Raw genomic sequence first — 15,028 nt, forward strand, 5'->3', positions numbered from 1 at the left:
ATTCGTCCGTCCGTTTCAGTCCCATAGTTCGTCTCCTTTGCTGCAATAAATGCTATCAAAGGAGCGGCAGCAAACCGCGACACGTCCATTCCGACCAACAGGATATGTTGTTCCCCCAAGCATGCTTTGGAAACGCTTGATCCATCGCAAAGTCCCCAATCCTGCCAGGCACTAGACTGACCGTCGCATTCAACGATCTGGCAAAAGCTATGAAGAAGAGTTCGCCCATCTTTTTTGCTCTGGTAGTCATCGTGGTTGCTGGCGCGGTTGTTTACTCCGTCATCTCCCAAGACGGCGATCAATTGCCGAGTGGCTTCGTACAGGGTAATGGAAGGATTGAGGCAGAGCAGGTTGAAATTGCGCCAACGATCGCCGGGCGTGTTGCCAAAGTTCTGGCACCTGAAGGCGGCATGGTCGCCGCCGGTGATGTACTTGCCAGGATGGATATAGACGAATTGTCTGCAGCGCTGGACCGGGCAAAAGCCGAGGTCGCCTTGGCGCGCCAGACAAAAGCAGAAGCTGAAGCCTTGGTTCTGCAACGCCAAAGTGAGCAACGTCGGGCGGCGCAGGAACTTGAACGTGCTACAGCGCTACTGACCGGGAACAATATCTCTAAGACAGTTTTTGAGGAACGTGAAACCATCCACCAAGTTGCGTCTGCTGTGTTGGGTGCCGCCAAAGCCCGAGTTGCAACCGCAGAAAGCCGGATTGCCGCTGCAGAAGCCGAGGTGCGCAGGATTGAGGCGCAAATCGAAGACAGTTCCTTGCTGGCACCAATGCCGGGTCGCGTTCTTTATCGATTGGCCGAGCCGGGCGAGGTCGTCGGAGCGGGTGAACCGATCCTGACCCTTCTCAGTCTCGAGAACGTGTATATGGAAGTTTTCCTTCCTGCGCGGGAAGCCGGGCTGTTGCCGATTGGAGCCGAAGCTCGCATCGTGCTTGATGCTTTACCCGAATACGCCACACCTGCATATGTCAGCTTTGTTTCTCCCGAGGCGCAATTCACGCCCAAACAAGTCGAGACTCTGGATGAACGCGAGCAACTGGTCTTTCGTGTCCGCGTTCGTATCCCCCAGGACCTGGTTGAAAGCCGGATTGAACACGTAAAAACGGGCCTGCGCGGCATTGCCGTGATACGGATCGATCCCACCAGCGCATGGCCCGAGGCGCTTGAACAGCCCATCCCGCAAGAGCTGTTCGAATGAATGCCACAGTCGCCTCGTCAGAGTTTCGAATTGCCGGTGTTACACACAGGTATCGAAAACACATCGCGTTGAACTCTGTAACCTTGGACCTTCCAACCGGACAGCTTGTCGGCTTCATTGGCCCAGACGGGGTGGGCAAGTCCACATTGCTTGGGTTGATCACCGGTGCAAAAAAGCTTCAATCCGGATCAATCGACGTTCTGGGCGGAGCGATTGATGAGCCCACTCATCGTAGACGAATATGCCCTGCGATCGCATTCATGCCGCAAGGTTTGGGTCGGAATCTCTATTCAGAACTGTCGGTACGCGAAAATTTGGAGTTCTTCTCGGGCCTTTTCGGACAGGGACACGACGAGCGTGACGCCCGGATCACCGCATTGCTGACAGCGACCGCGCTTGCACCATTTGAGGATCGCCTGATGGGCAGGCTTTCTGGTGGAATGAAACAGAAGCTTGGCCTGTGCTGTGCGTTGATTCATGACCCCAAACTCCTGGTTCTGGATGAGCCAACAACCGGGGTTGATCCGTTGTCGCGTCGACAGTTTTGGGCATTGATCGACGCTATCCGAACGGAAAACCCCAAGCTCTCTGTCCTTGTGTCTACAGCCTATATGGAGGAGGCTGAAGGCTTTGACTGGATCGTCGCGATGGACGCAGGTCGCGTCATCTTTCAGGGTAAACCCGCCGAATTGAAGCGTGCCGATAAGGACTTCGAAACTGCGTACCGACGCTTGCGGGCAGACGAGGCATCTGGTTCAGCGCCGGGTCAATCAATCGTTCGACAGATCAAATCGGATCCCGTGATTACTGCACGCGGGCTGACACGGCGCTTTGGCGATTTCATCGCCGTGAACAACGTTGATTTCTCGATCAATCGCGGAGAGATTTTCGGGTTTCTGGGATCAAACGGATGCGGAAAATCCACGACGATGAAAATGCTGACCGGTTTGCTGCCTGCAAGCTCAGGCGAGGCATTGTTATTCGGCAAACCCGTTGACGCCAGGGATCGAAAGGTGCGCCGCGAGATTGGGTACATGAGTCAGGCGTTTTCATTGTACGGTGAATTGTCAGTGTATCAGAACCTTCAGTTGCACGCCCGGATTTTCGCAATCCCTGACCGCGACGCGCGCATTTCGGAACTGACGGAACGATTCGGACTCGGCACGCATCGTGATACCCTTGCGGCCGCCCTGCCCCTTGGGATCAAACAGCGCCTGTCGCTGGCGGTTGCGATCATCCATCGCCCGCGTGTGCTGATATTGGATGAGCCGACATCCGGAGTGGACCCAGAGGCGCGAGATACGTTTTGGGCCTTGCTCGTCGAGTTGTCCCGACAAGACGCGGTAACGATCTTTGTCTCCACCCATTTCATGGCAGAAGCAGAACGATGTGACCGTGTTTCGTTTATGCACGCAGGCCAGGTCTTGGCAGAAGGCACACCAGCCGAATTGATCGCCGCTGAAAGCGCCGACAGCCTTGAGGCTGCGTTCATCTCAATTCTGGAGGCGGCAGAAAGACCGGCGCCGGTTGAAGCACCGAGAGTTGATTTGGCCACCAATTCCAAACACGTCGGTGGCAGTGTCGGGCGCGCACTGGCCTATACGCGACGCGAGGCCGTCGAGGTGGCGCGCGATCCTGTGCGCCTTGCCTTTGCGTTTCTTGGGTCAGCCATTTTGATGTTGGTTTTCTGCTTTGGCATCACGCTTGACATTGATGAACTGGACTTTGCCGTTCTAGACCTTTCTCAGGGTCCTGAGAGCCGTGCCTATGCAACTGAGTTCGCGGGGTCGTCCTATTTCAAACCCACGCCGCCATTGGAAAGCGCTATGGAAGGCCACAACCGGCTCCAGGCAGGAGACGTTTCACTGGTCTTAGAGTTGCCACCGAACTTCGGTCGTAAGCTGCGCACAGGCGAGCCAACACAGGTCCTCGCGACAGTCGATGGTGCCATTCCGTTCAAAGGCGAGACCGTTGAAGGATATGTCGCGGGACTGCATCAGTCCTTTCTGGACGAACACGCCCGAAAGACGGGGCAACGGGACTTCGAGATTGCCCGGATAGAACCGCGATTTCGCTACAATCAGAGTTTTGAAAGCATTGCAGCAATGGCCCCGGCCATGCCGGCGATTTTGCTTATCATGTTGCCGGCCGTCTTGACGGCGGTCAGTGTCGCGCGTGAGCGTGAGCTGGGATCTGTGGTGAATTTCTACGTAACACCGACAACCCGGCTCGAATTCCTGATTGGTAAGCAAATTCCCTATATTGCAATTGCTTTTGCAAACTTTCTGTTGCTGGCAGCGATGACCATTTTCGTCTTCGGTGTGCCGCTCAAAGGCGATCCCATTCCGCTAGCGGTTGGTGCGTTTTTGTATATCTGGGCAACGACGTCCTATGGATTGCTGATTGCCACAATGACATCCAGCCAGGTGGCAGCGACATTTGCGACAGCCATCGCCTCGGTTGTGCCGACCATCCAGTTCTCGGGCCTGTTGCAGCCCGTCTCCACTTTGGAAGGGGGGGCTCAGTTCATCGGCTCGCTTTGGCCATCTTCCTATTTTCTGCACCTGAACGTCGGCGCGTTCACCAAGGGCTTAGGGTGGGAATCACTTGCCCCGGACATTCTTGCGCTTGCCTGTTTCGGTCCAGTGCTGACACTCGCCGCCGCCCTTTGCCTGCGCGCGCAGGAGAAGTGAATGCAGCGCCTTTTTTGCATATTCTGGCTGGGATTGAAGGAAATGATGAGCCTGCGCCGCGATTGGGTGATGATGGCCTTGCTGGTCTGGTCATTCACGCTGGCTCCGATCATGGAAGCAACAGGCGTTGCAAGCTCGGTGAATAACGCCTCAATCGCATTTGCAGATGAGGATAACTCTCCACTATCGCGCACCCTTGCCACTGCGTTTTTCCCACCGGAGTTTCAACCGGTCGTGCAAATTGAACCGGGGACCGGTCCAGCGCACATGGATGCCGGGCGGTTTATCTTCATCGTTGCCATTCCTCCAGGTTTTGAAAAAGACCTGCGCGCCAGAAGCACACCAGAGATACAGGTTCTGATAGACGCCACGGCTATGGAGCAGGCAGGTATCGGCGCCAATTACATCACCAGTATATTGAGCGCTGAAATCCATCGCTTTGCAGTTGGTGTTGACCTCGTAGATCCTCCCGCAATCAATGTCATTCTGAGAAGTGCCTTCAACCCAAACAGAGATACGGTGCGTTTTGCGGGCATCGTTGCGCTGATCGGTCAGATCATGTGGCTCACGACCATCCTGACCGGCGCTGCCATGATCCGGGAGAGAGAGCATGGAACAATTGAGCATCTGCTCGCCATGCCTCTAACTCCGCTCGACATTGCGATGGCAAAAATCTGGGCCAATGCGGCCGTTGTTCTGATCGCTGCGGGGTTATCGCTGACTTTTGTCATGCAGGGTTCGTTGGACATTCGCATTGCCGGATCAAAGACACTGTTCCTATTTGGAACCGCACTTTTTCTGTTTACAGCTACGGCGCTTGGGGTATTTCTGGCGACGATCGCGCGCTCAATGGCGCAATTTGCGCTTCTGGTCATGCTGATTGTCCTGCCAATGCTGATGCTGTCCGGAGGGGAAACACCAGTCGAAGGGCAACCAGGCTGGTTGCAAGCCGGAACGCTGTTTCTGCCATCGCGCCACTATATGTCAGCCAGCCAAGCAATTGTTTTCAAAGGTGCTGGAATCGAAACGGTCTGGCCGGAATTCGTTTGGATGGCTGTGTTGGGTCTGGCCCTGTTGATGACAAGTCTGGTTATGTTCAGACGGTCAGTCGCCCAGATGAGTTGATATCAACCGACCGTGTATGTTGTGGACGGGCGTATTGTGAAACGACGGCGCGAATTACCCAGTGAATTTGATCTCGGTTAATGTGAGTGCACCTCTGGGTGTGGTAAAATTAATCACCGTCTTCTTTTCCAGGGAGAGTTCAAATGCCCACAAAATCAGCCGAAATCGAGACACAGGAAGCCCTTACCGACGTGTTGAAATCCATGCAGGGCATGATGTCCATGAACTCCGCGGTGACGCCGCAGATCGAGCAGTTTTGGAAAGCGCAGGACCACCTGCTGAGCGAGGCGGAGGAATACTCCCGCCTCTGGTTCAAGCGCCGCCATGAGGCTGCACGCACCGCGCTGCAAACTGCCCGGGAAGCTACGTTTGGCGACAGCCCAGATCCAAGCAAAACGATGCAAGCCGTCGCCGAATGGCAACGCCATTCCATGGAACGAATGGTGGAAGACGCACGTGAATGGTTCGAAATGGTGTCGCGCTGTGCAAAATACGTAAGCGAAACAGAAGCAGACATCATCGGCGAAAACATGGAAGCTGCCTCCAAGGTCGCAGGCAAAGCCAAAAGCTGAGACCGACTAAACCCGTTTGACGCAGCCTTTCTTCGACGGGCGCGGTGCACTGTAACCCTCCACGTGTCGCTGGCCAAACCGAGCGGCCACGATTGCGGAAGCGCTCTGACAGTTTTTCGTGTGTACCCAAACATGATTGAACATGCAAAGTTGGGACCAAGCGTTCGAGTTTGACGAAGATAAGTGCCCGGTGTTTTGGGCAATCTTTCGCCCCCCTTTCAGTTCCCATCTATCCCGCGCTGAGGTCTGGGACAATTTGGGTCAACGGGACAAACATGCGATAATCTGGTCCGTTTCCGGTCTCCTGCGGGTTCGTTGTGGCATTTGGATAACCAGAGATCGGTCGGTGCGGAACAATTTGGTGTGCGCAGCTGTCAGCTCGCCTGTGGCCAAGGCGTCTTCGATCAGGCACAGGTGTCCCATCAGTATTCCTGCGCCGGCCTTCGCCTCCTCTACGGCCAGACTGTAGAGGGAGAATTGAGCACCGCCCTTGGCACTATGCAGGTCATAGCCAGAGTGTTGGGCCCATTTGGTCCAATCTTCGTTCCACACCAGATCGTGCAGCAACGGTACGCCCAGAAAACCGTTTGCGCGGCAAACTTGGTCCTTAAGCGCCGGGGCGCAAACCGGCACGATCTCGTCCGGGCAAACGACCACCTGATTGGCCGTGCCGTCCGGTGGAGCGAAGAAGATTGACAGGTCGAACAGTTCGCGCCCCAGGCTCGGCGGCGCTTCCAGCGCAGTGACGGAAAAACTGATGTCAGGAAATTGAGATCGGATCTGGCGCAGCCTTTTGGGAAGCCAGAGCTGAGCAATGGCCGGTAAAGCAGCGATATGAAAATCTGCATTGGGTTTAAGGTTGCGCAGCGCACGGGCCGCGTCGGCCAATTGGTCAAAAGCCCGGGTAAATCCAGCGACCAGCGATTGCCCCTCGGGTGTGAGTTCGACGCCTTGCGTTTGACGCCGGAAAAGGGGTGCTCCGGCCCAGCCTTCCAGCGTTTTGACGTGTTGCGAGATTGCACCCGGTGTGACGTTCAACTCTTCTGCCGCTGCGACAAAGCTGATGTGGCGCGCCGCCGCCTCGAAAGCGCGCATTGCGTTCAGTGGGGGCCCTTTGGGGCGCTTTGGGGAAACGCTCATCACCATAGCCTTAGTTTTTCTACGCCAAGAAATAACAAATCTGCTTTGCGAAGTCACGCAGCAGCAGTCACAGTGGAAGAAACAGGAGGATGTCAGATGACACTTGCACATAGAGACTGGGTGCCCGCCGCAAGCGAAACGCTGGTTCAGAATATCGCAACAAAGACAGCATCGGCCTCGTCTGGCGACTTATTGGGCCTGATCGCGCATCTGGCAGAGGAAAACCGCCGCATTCACGAGAAAGAATGTTTCAACCTCAACCCCGCGACTAATGTCATGAACCCCAAGGCCGAGGCGCTTTTGTCGTCGGGCATCGGGTCGCGGCCTTCGCTGGGCTATCCCGGTGACAAATATGAAATGGGGCTGGAAGCAATCGAAGAAATCGAAGTTATCGCGGCCGAGCTTTGTGCAGAGGTCTTTGATGCCCGATTTGCAGAGGTTCGCGTGCCGTCGGGCGCAATTGCAAATCTTTATGGCTTCATGGCGACCTGTAAGCCGGGGGATACAATCATTGCTCCGCCCGCAACGATCGGCGGCCACGTGACCCATCATACCGCGGGCTGTGCGGGACTGTTCGGCCTGCGCACGATCGAAGCCCCGGTTAACACAAATGGTTACACAGTCGATCTGGACCAGCTGCGCGATCTGGCGCGGGCTGAGCGCCCCAAGCTGATCACGATCGGTGGAAGTCTGAACCTTTTTGAACACCCTGTTGCCGAGGTGCGGGCCATTGCGGACGAAGTTGGTGCGAAAGTCATGTTCGATGCCGCGCATCAGTGCGGGATAATCGCGGGGCGTGCCTGGTCGAACCCGTTGAACGAGGGCGCGCATTTCATGACCATGAGCACCTATAAAAGCCTTGGTGGACCAGCAGGTGGATTGATCGTGTCGAATGATGTCGACATTGCCAAATCATTGGATGCTATTGCTTTTCCCGGGATGACAGCCAATTTCGATGCCGCCAAAACGGCCGCTCTTGCGGTTACCATGCTGGATTGGAAAGACTTTGGTCAGGCGTACGCGAACGAGATGATCGCACTGTCAAAAGCACTGGCCGCAGCGTTGGATGCGCAGGGTGTTCGCGTCTTTGAGGGTGCGGAAGGCTTCACCAATTCGCATCAGTTCGCGGTTCTGGCAGAGCCCTATGGCGGAGGGCAGGCGGCATCGAAGAAGCTTCGCGAAAGCGGGTTTCTTGCATGCGGCATCGGATTACCTGTCAAGCCGGTTGAAGGGGACTTGAATGGGTTGCGGATTGGCACTCCTGAATTGGTTCGCTGGGGCATGACCTCTCGAGATGCTGATCGCCTCGCCGATTTGATCACGCGAGGACTGGACGACGCGCCTGTCGCTTCGGAAGTCTCTGCCTGGCGCAGTGAATTCGACACGCTGCATTTCGTGAACTAGGCGCAAGCGGCCACCACATCCGCCCGGTCTGGTGGCTGCTCTTAACTGTTTTCCTGAATTATCGCGTCAATCCTGGCCAATGTAGCAGTGTTGACGGCGACACCTTTTTGACCTGCGGCAAGGCGACATGCACGGCGCCCATCTCCGGGCAGGTGCGCGCCGTCCTGATCTCTGATCGACACGACCAGATCCGATATTGCGGTTGAAAACAGTCCATTTGACGAAACCGCAGGGTCAATAGCGATGAAGAACTGCCCGGTTTTCGGTGGACCCCCGACCGTTCCCGAGAACGGAGAGGCATGCAGCCCAAGAGTAGATCCTGTCAAAGCGGCCGCCATGATTTCAGTCAGCAAAGCGATACCCACACCTTTGTACCCGCCGGATGGGGCCATGCTTCCTTTCAGACCGACATTCGGGTCTGTTGTCGGGTTTCCGTCCGGGTCCAGTGCCCAGCCGACCGGGATGGCCTTGCCTTCTCTGGCGTGTTTCATCACTTCGCTTTTGGCGATGGTGCTGGCGCTCTGGTCAATCAGCAACGCGGGTTGCCCGTCTGGACCCGGTACCGCAACAGAGAACGGGTTGGTGCCGACAACGGGCTTCGATCCACCCGAAGGTGCAATGGATGCTGGTGCATTGGTGAATCCAAGACCAACCAGACCCGCCTGCGCCAGTCGATACGTGTGATAACCCAACACACCGCAATTGTAGCTGTTGGTGATCGCAAGGGCCGCGATGCCCTGTTCACGAGCCGCCGGGATCAATGCATCAAAGCCCATTTCAATGGCTGCATGTGCGAACCCGGTCGCAGCGTCTACGCGGATAAGGCCGGGGCGCGGCGTTTCCAGCGTCGGTACTGCCTGACCGTCAACCTTCCCGCATTGTACGTGTTCACAGTAGATCGGGATATAAGCCAGACCATGACTGGCCACCCCATCCGCTTCGGTTGCCGCAGTGGCCACGGCCAGAGGGCGCGCGCTTTCTTCACTTGTGCCAGCGGCAACCAACGCGGTGAAGGACAGCTTTTCGATTTCGGCAAGCGACAGGGTTTGGGTCTCGGTCATCTGATGATCCTTCAGTCATTGTCCGACAGGCCGGAACCAGCGCCAAGCAGTCGGGATTCTTCAGTTGCAGGGGCATATGTACGGTGCGCCATGGAGTTGAGGATCTGCCACGCCTCTGCATTTGGGGCGGCACGGCTTAGCAGGGGGCGACCGTATTGAATGTGGTCGCCCTCGGTTATCTCAACATGATCAGCGCGGTCCAAATTGCTGTCTGCACAGCTTAGATGAACACCATCAGTTGTCGCAGAATACCCGTCGAAGGTGACTTTTACTGTCTTTCCCAGCTTTTTGGCCCCCGCAGCGACAAAGGGCAGCAACAGCAGCGGTGCCGCGAGGTTTGAAATCGAAATGGTGCTTTGGGACAGGACGGTCGGTGAATCCGATATCGCTGTTCCGGTCATCAGGGGGCACAAGTCTTGTTCGCCAACCCATACTCTGTTCTGAAGCACAGGAATGTGGCGTTCCAGACAGGGCGCATATTCACGTTTGAGCAGTTGGGCCAGAATAGCGGGCCCGTCGAACCCTTGGGCACTTAGCCAACGGGTGGCCTTTGCAGCCTCTTCCGCTACGCCCCAGGCATATCCGGCCCCGCGGGTTGCGCGTTTGGCGGTTGCTTCGACTTCGTTCAATGAAAAAGTCATTGCGCAACCTCCGGATAAACCCACAAATCTGCGTTCGCGGTATTTAGCTCATCAGGGTAGGGGGCGCCGGCATACATGCAGATGCGGACCCAGCGGTCCGAACGAGGGTCGAAATGCGTCGCGCCAAAGAAGGATAGTTTTGCGCGCAACATATCGATGGGCATCACATTCGCGCCGATTGTGTTGTCATGGATCTCACCATATGGCGCGATACGGCTGATTTGGGCGCGGCGCACGGTGTGGCGGTGCTCGGGGTGGCGCAAAAGAAATTCTGCTATCGGCGCATCATCCGGCCAGTCTTGCAGAGCCCTGAAAGCCATCGCCGCATCACGCGCGGGCGCGAGCGGTTGTTCATAGTCCGCAATTGGTTCTTCAAACCGTTCACCCAGTCGGGGTTCAAGTTTCTCTTCGGAAACGTACCAGGCGCGCGCGCAGTTTTTCGGATCACTCCAATCAAGATCCAGCGCCCAGTCAAAACTGTTCCGGATCAAGGTACGCACCCCTGACACCGGCATTGTTCCATCAATAACCTGTGCAGCCGTGTTTGTGTCCGCCATGCAGCTGGACAGCCCATCCACGACATCTCCGTAAGGCTCAAGGATCAGCGAGGCCAGCAACTCCTGGCCTTCTTCGCTGAGCGCGGTTTCCGACCATCGGATCATGCGATCCCACGGATGGTCTCGTGTCAGGTCGTCTGTAGCCAGAAATACGTCGATCGAATTCAGGTCGTCCTTCAGTGCCGCCAGTTTTTCCACCTGTATCGGATGTTCGGATTGCCACCACGCGATTGACTGTTTGCTGCGCGCGAATACGTCGCGAAAGACGCACGCGTCTTTTTCGGTCGCTGTCTTAATTGACCGCACGCGCGAGATGGCCTCTTCCCGCGCCATGATCCAGTTGTTGAACAGAACGGGATGGTTCACGATGAACGGCGCCATTCCCAGTCCTGTGGAATTTCCGATGCCCAGCCAGCGTGCGATTTCAGGATCAAGCTCGGCGGTTTGATCCCCACCTTTGACCTGCGCCATATATTGCACCAGATCGCGTACAAAAATCCGGGTCAGGTACACCGACAGCATTTCGATCTGGAAGGGACCGCTGACCTCATCCCGGTCCGCCGTTTTCTCACGATCCGCAGCGCCGAATTTGCCCGACCCGTAAACAGCCGTGGTCCTCATCAGATAGCCGACCTGATAAATCTGTTCCAGGTCCGGTTGTTGGCCCGCAGCCAGACGATCCACCACATGAGCCCAGAGTCGCACGGAACGGTTGGCGCGTGACAGTGACAATTCGGTTTCGCTGACACGCCCTGCCTCTTGCAGCGGTACGTTCCGCGACAGCCGATCAATGTCTTCTAGCGTCGGGATACCGTCGAACAGCGCAAAGGTGGCGTCCCAGGCTTCGGCAATAACCCGGTCTGACCGTTGATCGGCAGGCAGGTCATGGGCAAATGCTACCAGCGAATAGGCGCGATCGGGGCCTTGCGCGGTATAGACCGCATGGCCGACACCTTTGTCGTCAATTTCGAATGCAGGTCGCGAGAAGCTCCAGTTTTCATCGGCCATGCGGCGTGTCAGTTGCCGCATAAAGCTGAGCCGGCATTGATGCAATGATCCCAGCCGTGACAGCCGCATGACCGTAGCGGGGTCACGTCTGGCGATCTCTGTCTGCGCGTGTGGTTCCATTTGGCTACCTTTGTGGGACGAAGTTCTCGGCAAAGAACCGATACCAGTTCCTGCCCATGATCCCGGCCACTTCGTCATCGTTCAGGCCGGTCGCGCGTAACCCTTGTTCGATGTTTCCAAAGTCTCGGTTGTCCTGAAACCAGCCCGGCATTGGTGGAAACCCCGGAGCAGAGGCCGAGCCTTCGCCATAGTCGATTTCTTTTGTCCACCGCCCCACACGCATCCATTCAACGATACTGTCAGGCTGATCCTGGCACAGGTCAGTGCCGATCCCCAGATGTTCGGCCCCGTATTTATCCGCAGTGCGGGCGATCATCTCGCAAAAGCTTTCCAGCGTGCAGTCAGACTTGTCCTTCAGGTGGTGAGGGTAGACCGAAAAACCCAGCATCCCACCGTTTTCAGTCACGGCGCGGATGACATCATCTCGCTTGTTGCGCAGGGCCGGGGACCAATCGTGCGGATTGGCATGCGTGATTGCGATGGGCCGGTCTGAGAGTTCAGCCGCCTCGATTGTGGACCGGTCAGCCGAATGGCTCATGTCCACCACAAGGCCCACGCGGTTCATCTCTTTGATCACCTGCTTGCCCATTCGGGTGATGCCGGTGTCTTCAGCCTCATAACAACCGGTCGCCAGCAGGGATTGGTTGTTATAGGTCAGTTGCATGAACCGCGCGCCCAAATCGTGCAGGATTTCAACCAGCCCGATGTCGTCTTCGATGGGCGACGGGTTCTGAAACCCGAAAAACACGGCGGTCCGGCCTGTTTCACGGGCCGTGTCGATATCGCCGGCCCACCGCCCTTTCATGATCAGATCCGGATATTGCTCGAACCAACGGTTCCATTTCTCGAAATTCAGAACCGTTTCTCGGAAATTCTCATGATAGGAGATGGTGACGTGGATCGCGTCCACGCGCCCTTCGCGCAATTGGCGAAATATCTTCTCCGACCAATTGGCATATTGCAGGCCGTCGACCCTCATCAGACGGGGCCCGCGCTGATATAGGCGGTTTTGACCGTCGTATAGAATTCAGCCGCTGCCTTACCCTGTTCGCGTGGACCATATGAGCTGTCGCCCCGGCCACCGAAAGGCACGTGGTAATCGGTGCCAGCGGTGGGCAGGTTAACCGTCACCACGCCGGTGCGCGCGTTGCGGCGGAAATGGGTGGCGCGGGCCAGCGACTTGGTCACGATGCCCGAGGTTAGGCCGAAATTGGTGTCGTTGACCACGCTCAGCGCTTCATCATAGCTGCCGACCTTGATGACGGATGTAAGCGGTGCGAACATTTCTTCGCGGTTGATGCGCATGTCGTTGGTGGTGTTCAGGAACACGCCCGGCGACATGTAGAACCCGTCATGAGGCATCTCCAGGCGCTGACCGCCACAGGCCAGCTCGGCCCCTTCGGATTTGCCCAGGTCGACATAGGCGAGGTTTTCATTCAACTGCTGCTGGCTGACGACGGGGCCCATCTGCACGCCTGCTTCCAGTGCGTGACCCACTTTCATTGCCTGCGCACCGGCAACCAGTTTCTCGACAAAGGCATCGTGGATGTCCGCGTGAACCACCAGACGCGATGAGGCGGTGCATTTTTGACCGGTGCCGCCAAAGGCCCCGCCCAGTGCCAGCGTCACTGCCAGATCCAGGTCGGCATCGTCCATCACCGCCAGCGCGTTTTTGGATCCCATTTCCATCTGAACCTTGGTCAGGTTCTGGATTGCTGCGGCGGCGATGCCTTTGCCCACGGGCACCGACCCGGTGAAGGAAATCGCATTGACCTTGGGGCTTTCCACCAGACGTTGCCCGACCGAACGGCCCGAGCCCATCACAAGGCTGAACAGACCTTTCGGAATATCCTGCCGTTCGATGATTTCGGTCAGGGCCACACCCGAGGCGGGGGTGATGTTGGCGGGTTTCCACACAACCGCGTTGCCATAGCACAGCGCCGGGGCAATCTTCCACGAGGCGGTTGCAGTGGGGAAGTTCCACGGGCTGATGATTGCGACAACGCCAACAGCTTCGCGGCGCACGTCCACTTCGATATCGGGGCGTACGGAATCGGCGTTCTCACCGATCTGGCGCAAGCACTCGGCGGCGTAATATGTGAAGAACTGACCGGCCCGGTAAACCTCACCCTTGCCTTCGGCCAGCGGCTTGCCTTCTTCGCGGCTCAGCAATGTACCCAGCTCTTCGGCGCGGGCCATCAACTCGTTGCCGATGGCGTTCAGGACGGCCTGTTTCCGCTCCAGCCCGTAGGCGGCCCATTCGGCCTGCGCGACGCGCGCCTGATCCAGCGTCGCCTCAAGCTGATCGGCGCTGGCCTGTGTGAACATGCCAACCAGATCGCTTAGATCCGAAGGATTGCGGTTTTCAATTTCGCTTTCGCCCGCCAGCCATTCGCCGGCAATCAGGTTCAGTTTGGTCACGTCAGGCCCCAAATTCGCAAATTTCGATTTGGGCCAGGATGGAACTTTCGGCTAACATCAGTCAAACTCAAATAACTTTAGGAAGCTTCAGAAAGTTTGAAGTATGGCGATGAAAGTCGAGATGCTGCGGTGTTTTTGTACCGTGGCCCAAACCGGAAACCTTGCCGAGGCTGCCAGCCGTCTGGGTCGGACACAATCCGCCGTCTCAATGATGCTGAAGCAGTTTGAAGATCACTTGGGCAAGAAACTGTTTGAAGGTGAACGGAAAAATCACCTGTCGCCGCTGGGTCAGCAGGTTCTGGACCTTGCTCTCAAACAGGTGCGCGATTTTGATCAGACTGTTCAGAACATAGAAATGGCGGCGCAGGCGGAACATGGGTTGATCCGTATCGTATCCGTGCCGTCGGTGGGGGCCTTGGTCTTTCCCGCCTTGCTGGGACATATGACATCACGCTTTCCGGGGTTGAAGATCGAGTTGCGAGACGGGGATTCGCAACAGGTTCTGGACGCCGTCGCCGGGGACAAGGCGGATATCGGCATTGCATCTGGCCATCATCCCCTGAATGGGGTCAGTGCCGAGCCGCTTTTTCAGGATCGTTTTGGACTGGTTGCAGCATCCGATCATCCGCTTATGACACGGGCCAAACCGCCCGAAATCTGTGACCTGATGGCGGCACCCTTCGTGCGAAACGCCTTGTGCGACATTATTGAATCCTCCTCGTTCAAAAAGATTCTGGACAGGGCCGAGGTTACCATTCACAACACGCATTCCCTGATCACGACTGTCAGGGCAGGCCAGTGGATCACGGTCCTGCCGCAGACCGTCGCACAGTTCATCCCGGATGCGGTCGCCTTTCGTCCGATTTCAGATTTGCCAGACAAGCGAGAGGTATATATTTACCGTCGGGAAAGAGCCCGCTTCCGCGAGATCACCCAGGCCTGCTGTTCGTATATCCTGTCGAGCGGTTTTGGAAACGCTGGCTTGGTGCAGGAGCCAGTTTTGGATTAACCCTGCTCAAAAGCATAAATTAAATAGGTTCTAGCAGACTCGAAGCGGCGCACATGCTAGGTTCCTGAATGA

The 15,028-nt window shown here is 56.7% G+C and carries 12 protein-coding genes; 6 read left to right on the plus strand and 6 right to left on the minus strand.

Going from position 1 to position 15,028, the window contains the following annotated elements; translation table 11 throughout:
- Nucleotides 1–209: 209 nt before the first annotated feature.
- From ACR0M9_RS14555 to ACR0M9_RS14570, 4 genes are all read left to right on the plus strand, one after another.
- Nucleotides 210–1,205 carry an HlyD family secretion protein gene (locus tag ACR0M9_RS14555; RefSeq protein WP_480483857.1) on the plus strand — a complete coding sequence of 332 codons (996 nt, stop codon included), beginning with the start codon at nt 210–212 and terminating at the stop codon, nt 1,203–1,205.
- Entirely contained in the window at nt 1,202–3,898 is a 2,697-nt protein-coding gene (gene rbbA, locus ACR0M9_RS14560; RefSeq protein ID WP_480539467.1) for a ribosome-associated ATPase/putative transporter RbbA, read from the plus strand. Before ACR0M9_RS14555 ends, rbbA begins: the two co-directional genes overlap by 4 nt.
- Nucleotides 3,899–5,023: an ABC transporter permease gene (locus tag ACR0M9_RS14565; RefSeq protein WP_480483859.1), complete on the plus strand. Its 1,125-nt coding sequence runs from the start codon at nt 3,899–3,901 to the stop codon at nt 5,021–5,023.
- A 143-nt stretch (nt 5,024–5,166) separates the two neighbouring features.
- Nucleotides 5,167–5,595, plus strand: a complete 429-nt coding sequence (locus ACR0M9_RS14570) for a phasin family protein (RefSeq protein WP_480483860.1) — start codon at nt 5,167–5,169, stop codon at nt 5,593–5,595.
- Nucleotides 5,596–5,856: 261 nt separating this feature from the next.
- Here the strand turns inward: ACR0M9_RS14570 and ACR0M9_RS14575 are convergent, their stop codons facing one another.
- Nucleotides 5,857–6,735, minus strand: coding sequence for a LysR family transcriptional regulator (locus ACR0M9_RS14575; protein WP_480773938.1), 879 nt, complete (start codon nt 6,733–6,735; stop codon nt 5,857–5,859).
- Nucleotides 6,736–6,831: 96 nt separating this feature from the next.
- Here ACR0M9_RS14575 and ACR0M9_RS14580 point away from each other — a divergent pair, with 96 nt between their 5' ends.
- Complete coding sequence (locus ACR0M9_RS14580) at nt 6,832–8,139, plus strand: aminotransferase class I/II-fold pyridoxal phosphate-dependent enzyme (RefSeq protein ID WP_480773939.1); 1,308 nt, start codon at nt 6,832–6,834, stop codon at nt 8,137–8,139.
- Nucleotides 8,140–8,180: 41 nt separating this feature from the next.
- Here the strand turns inward: ACR0M9_RS14580 and ACR0M9_RS14585 are convergent, their stop codons facing one another.
- From ACR0M9_RS14585 to ACR0M9_RS14605, 5 genes are read right to left on the minus strand one after another with little or no spacing between them, the layout of a single operon-like run.
- Nucleotides 8,181–9,200, minus strand: coding sequence for an Ldh family oxidoreductase (locus ACR0M9_RS14585; RefSeq protein ID WP_480483863.1), 1,020 nt, complete (start codon nt 9,198–9,200; stop codon nt 8,181–8,183).
- A gap of 11 nt (nt 9,201–9,211) precedes the next feature.
- The gene (locus ACR0M9_RS14590) at nt 9,212–9,841 is read right to left on the minus strand and encodes a DUF3726 domain-containing protein (protein ID WP_480773940.1); all 630 of its coding nucleotides are present in this window, start codon (nt 9,839–9,841) and stop codon (nt 9,212–9,214) included.
- Nucleotides 9,838–11,526, minus strand: a complete 1,689-nt coding sequence (locus tag ACR0M9_RS14595; protein ID WP_480773941.1) for a hypothetical protein — start codon at nt 11,524–11,526, stop codon at nt 9,838–9,840. The genes ACR0M9_RS14590 and ACR0M9_RS14595 overlap by 4 nt, the downstream gene beginning before the upstream one ends.
- A 4-nt stretch (nt 11,527–11,530) precedes the next feature.
- The gene (locus tag ACR0M9_RS14600; RefSeq protein WP_480773942.1) at nt 11,531–12,505 is read right to left on the minus strand and encodes a membrane dipeptidase; all 975 of its coding nucleotides are present in this window, start codon (nt 12,503–12,505) and stop codon (nt 11,531–11,533) included.
- Nucleotides 12,505–13,947: an aldehyde dehydrogenase family protein gene (locus tag ACR0M9_RS14605; RefSeq protein ID WP_480773943.1), complete on the minus strand. Its 1,443-nt coding sequence runs from the start codon at nt 13,945–13,947 to the stop codon at nt 12,505–12,507. The genes ACR0M9_RS14600 and ACR0M9_RS14605 overlap by 1 nt, the downstream gene beginning before the upstream one ends.
- Before the next feature lie 103 nt (nt 13,948–14,050).
- Between ACR0M9_RS14605 and ACR0M9_RS14610 the strand changes: the two genes are divergently transcribed.
- The gene (locus tag ACR0M9_RS14610) at nt 14,051–14,956 is read left to right on the plus strand and encodes a LysR family transcriptional regulator (RefSeq protein ID WP_480773944.1); all 906 of its coding nucleotides are present in this window, start codon (nt 14,051–14,053) and stop codon (nt 14,954–14,956) included.
- Nucleotides 14,957–15,028: the final 72 nt, after the last annotated feature.

It is taken from the genome of Ruegeria sp. CH2, assembly GCF_056537065.1.

Excerpts from the sequence above, each read along its gene's own strand:
- ACR0M9_RS14600 (WP_480773942.1), bottom strand. The coding sequence starts at position 12,505 with ATGAGGGTCGACGGCCTGCAATATGCCAATTGGTCGGAGAAGATATTT.
- ACR0M9_RS14575 (WP_480773938.1), bottom strand. The coding sequence starts at position 6,735 with ATGAGCGTTTCCCCAAAGCGCCCCAAAGGGCCCCCACTGAACGCAATG.
- rbbA (WP_480539467.1), top strand. The coding sequence starts at position 1,202 with ATGAATGCCACAGTCGCCTCGTCAGAGTTTCGAATTGCCGGTGTTACA.
- ACR0M9_RS14610 (WP_480773944.1), top strand. The coding sequence starts at position 14,051 with ATGGCGATGAAAGTCGAGATGCTGCGGTGTTTTTGTACCGTGGCCCAA.
- ACR0M9_RS14595 (WP_480773941.1), bottom strand. The coding sequence starts at position 11,526 with ATGGAACCACACGCGCAGACAGAGATCGCCAGACGTGACCCCGCTACG.
- ACR0M9_RS14580 (WP_480773939.1), top strand. The coding sequence starts at position 6,832 with ATGACACTTGCACATAGAGACTGGGTGCCCGCCGCAAGCGAAACGCTG.
- ACR0M9_RS14585 (WP_480483863.1), bottom strand. The coding sequence starts at position 9,200 with ATGACCGAGACCCAAACCCTGTCGCTTGCCGAAATCGAAAAGCTGTCC.
- ACR0M9_RS14570 (WP_480483860.1), top strand. The coding sequence starts at position 5,167 with ATGCCCACAAAATCAGCCGAAATCGAGACACAGGAAGCCCTTACCGAC.
- ACR0M9_RS14565 (WP_480483859.1), top strand. The coding sequence starts at position 3,899 with ATGCAGCGCCTTTTTTGCATATTCTGGCTGGGATTGAAGGAAATGATG.
- ACR0M9_RS14590 (WP_480773940.1), bottom strand. The coding sequence starts at position 9,841 with ATGACTTTTTCATTGAACGAAGTCGAAGCAACCGCCAAACGCGCAACC.
- ACR0M9_RS14555 (WP_480483857.1), top strand. The coding sequence starts at position 210 with ATGAAGAAGAGTTCGCCCATCTTTTTTGCTCTGGTAGTCATCGTGGTT.